Genomic DNA, 3184 nt, shown 5'->3' with positions numbered 1-3184 from the left:
GGGGTCGGAACAAGATTTGCTTTCCCAGACACGCTAAGGTCGAACGAAGCACGAACATCTGTTTGTCCTCTGGACAAGATTACCAACTCGATTGCGATCGATCTTGCAGCGACCATAAGCTCGGCTCCTTCGTAGCGAGGAGCGAACGAATGGGCCGAAGAAGGCTAGTCAATGCGGCAGAGGCAAAGGTTCTTTTTGGCCTCCCGGCTGACGAGGATAGTCTGCTCCGGCACTACACTCTCGATCCAATTGACCGGTTGGAATGTGAGGTGCGTCGCCGCCCGCATAATAAACTGGGCTTCGGCGTCCAGCTTTGCGTCATGCGTCATACTGGCCGTCTCTTGGGAGAAGACGAGCAGCCTCATGCGACGGTCATCCGCTACTTGGCCGACCAGCTCGGAGTAGACTCGCAGGATTACGCCATCTACGCGCGTCGAGTGCAGACACGTTTCGAGCACAGCCGCTTCCTGACCGAACATCTCAGCCTACACATAGCCAACAAGAACGACCGGCGTGCAGCACTTCTGGCTGCTATCGACGCAGCGGCTGCCGGGGACAAGGGGTACCCGATCGTCACCGCGGTGATATCTGCGTTTCGGCAGCGCGGGGCACTACTCCCTTCTCAGGCGGCGATCGAGACGATTGGATTGGCCGGTCGCGCCATCGCACGCCGACGCGCAGAAATCACACTCCTCGAAGATATCGCCGCCGAGAAGTTGGAAGCGCTCGACGCTCTGCTCCACGTCGATCCAGCTATTGGTCAAACGCGATTCCATTGGCTGCGATCAGCGCCGGACGCGCCCGGTGCTTCGAACCTAATTGGACTGACCGAACGGATTGCCTTCCTGCATACGCTCGAAATCGATCCTCAATTGCAGGCGCGTATTTCATCTGGACGCTGGGATCAGATCATTCGGGAAGGTGACGCCACTCCTGCGTGGCTCGCCACAGATTTCGGCGCAAATCGCCGGCGTGCGACGATCATGGCGCAGGTCATCAAACTCGGTCAGAAACTCACCGACGATGCCGTAACGATGTTCATCAAGCTGGTTGGGCGGCTGTTCTCACAAGCCAACAGTCGCAAGAAACAGCGTCACATGGACGCGCGGCCGGAGACTTCAAAGATACTGCGAATGTTCCTCGATACGATATCCGCCCTCCAGGCGGCGAATGACAATGGCGACGATGCGATCGAGACGCTCGACCGCGAAATTGGCTGGACACGACTGCTTCGGATGAAGCCCGAGCTGGCCGCTATGGTCGAAGACAACGAGACTTCACCTCTGGCTTTAGCAGCCGAGCAGTATGCGACCGTCCACAAATATGCGGGTGCGTTCCTGCAGGCATTCACGTTCCGCTCGGCCCGCCGACACGATCCACTTCTTGCGGCGGTCGGTGTGCTGAGACGCCTCTACTCGGAGAGGCGCCGGACACTCCCGGAGCGCGCCCCGATCACGCACCTCAGCCAAGCCGATCGGAAACTCATCTTCGGACAGGGAAAAGCCAGACCGCCGTCTTTATGAAATTGCAACACTCGCCGCCTTGCGAGACAGGCTTCGTTCGGCCGATGTCTGGGTCGACGGCAGCCGCTCGTTCCGCCCGATCGATGAGCACCTCATGCCCCGACCAACCTTCACTGCGATGAAGGAAGAAGACCGACTTGGCCTTGGCGTGCAAGCTGATGGAGCGGCCTGGTTGGCTGAAGCTCGCCAACTGCTGGACTTCAACCTCAAACGCCTTGCCCATAGGGCACGAGTTCGAAAGCTTGAAGGCGTTCGCCTCGAAGCCGGGACGCTGATCGTCACACCAACCGCCGGCGATGTTCCCGTGGCCGTCGAGGAATTGAACGCCGAGATCTCCGAGTTCTATCCGCTGGTTGAGGTACCGGACCTCTTGAGGGAAGTGCACGAATGGACCGGGTTCGCCGACCAGTTCACCCACGTCCGAACTGGAGATGCACCCCGCAACGTATCCGCAATGCTGGCCGGAGTATTGGCCGATGCGACCAACCTCGGCCCGAAGCGTATGGCCAGCGCGTCCAAGGGCATCAGCGCCCATCAGATCGGCTGGATGCGCACATTCCACGCTCGCTCAGAGACATACCGTGCTGCACAAGCATGCGTTACCGACGTGCACACCCGACACCCGCATTCCCGTCTGTGGGGTGATGGAACGACCGCGTCATCCGACGGGCAGTTCTTTCGCACGAGCGACAGAGCGGCAAAGCGTGGCGACATCAACCTGCATTACGGAAGCGAACCGGGTTCGAAGTTCTACAGCCATCTGTCCGATCAGTACGGCTACTTCAGCATCCTGCCCATTAGTCCGACCGAAAGCGAGGCGGCCTATGTACTCGACGGCCTTTTCGATCAAGACACGGCCCTCGACATACAGGAGCACTTCACCGACACAGGCGGCGCGAGCGATCACGTCTTTGGCCTATTCGCCCTGATTGGTAAACGGTTTGCGCCTCGGCTACGCAATCTGAAAGATCGCAAGTTCCACACATTCGAGAAGGGCGATACCTATCCGGCGCTGTCGAACCACATCGGCGCGCCGATCAACACCACCCTGATCCTCGACCATTGGGATGATCTGCTCCACCTGGCAGCGTCGATCTCCACCCGAGCAGTTGTGCCGTCTACAATCCTGAAGAAGTTGTCGGCGTCACCGAAGGAAAGCCAACTCGCAAGGGCTCTGCGGGAACTGGGCCGCATCGAGCGCTCGCTGTTCATGATCGAATGGTACTCGAGCCCAGCATTGCGTCGGCGGTGTCAGGCCGGTCTCAACAAGGGCGAGGCCGCCCACAAGCTCAAGCGAGCGGTATTCTTCCACGAGCGAGGCGAAATCCGCGATCGGTCGTTCGAAAGTCAGGCCTTTCGTGCCTCCGGCCTCAATCTCGTCGTCAGCGCAATCGTGCACTGGAATACAGTTTATCTCGACCGCGCGGTCGCGCATCTGAAACAGGCGGGCAGAACCGTCCCCGACATGTTGCTGAAGCACATATCGCCGCTCAGTTGGGAACACATCAACCTTACAGGCATCTACACCTGGGATACCGAGCATCAAATGCCCGAAGGCTTCCGATCGCTCAGGCTGCCAGCGCGCCGCCTTCGCGCCGCCTGATGTTCATGCTCCGTTCTGGCTTAGCGTGTCTGGGAAAGCAGATCTTGTTCCGACCCCT

Annotated in this window: 1 pseudogene; it reads left to right on the top strand. The window is 59.3% G+C overall.

Annotated features, from left to right (window positions below):
* The first annotated feature begins 149 nt into the window (after positions 1-149).
* A pseudogene (locus AC0L17_RS34220) lies at positions 150-3126 on the top strand (Tn3 family transposase).
* Positions 3127-3184 lie beyond the last annotated feature (58 nt).

This window comes from Mesorhizobium sp. WSM4829 (assembly GCF_055811475.1).
This window is presented reverse-complemented; position numbering and strand designations above follow the sequence as displayed.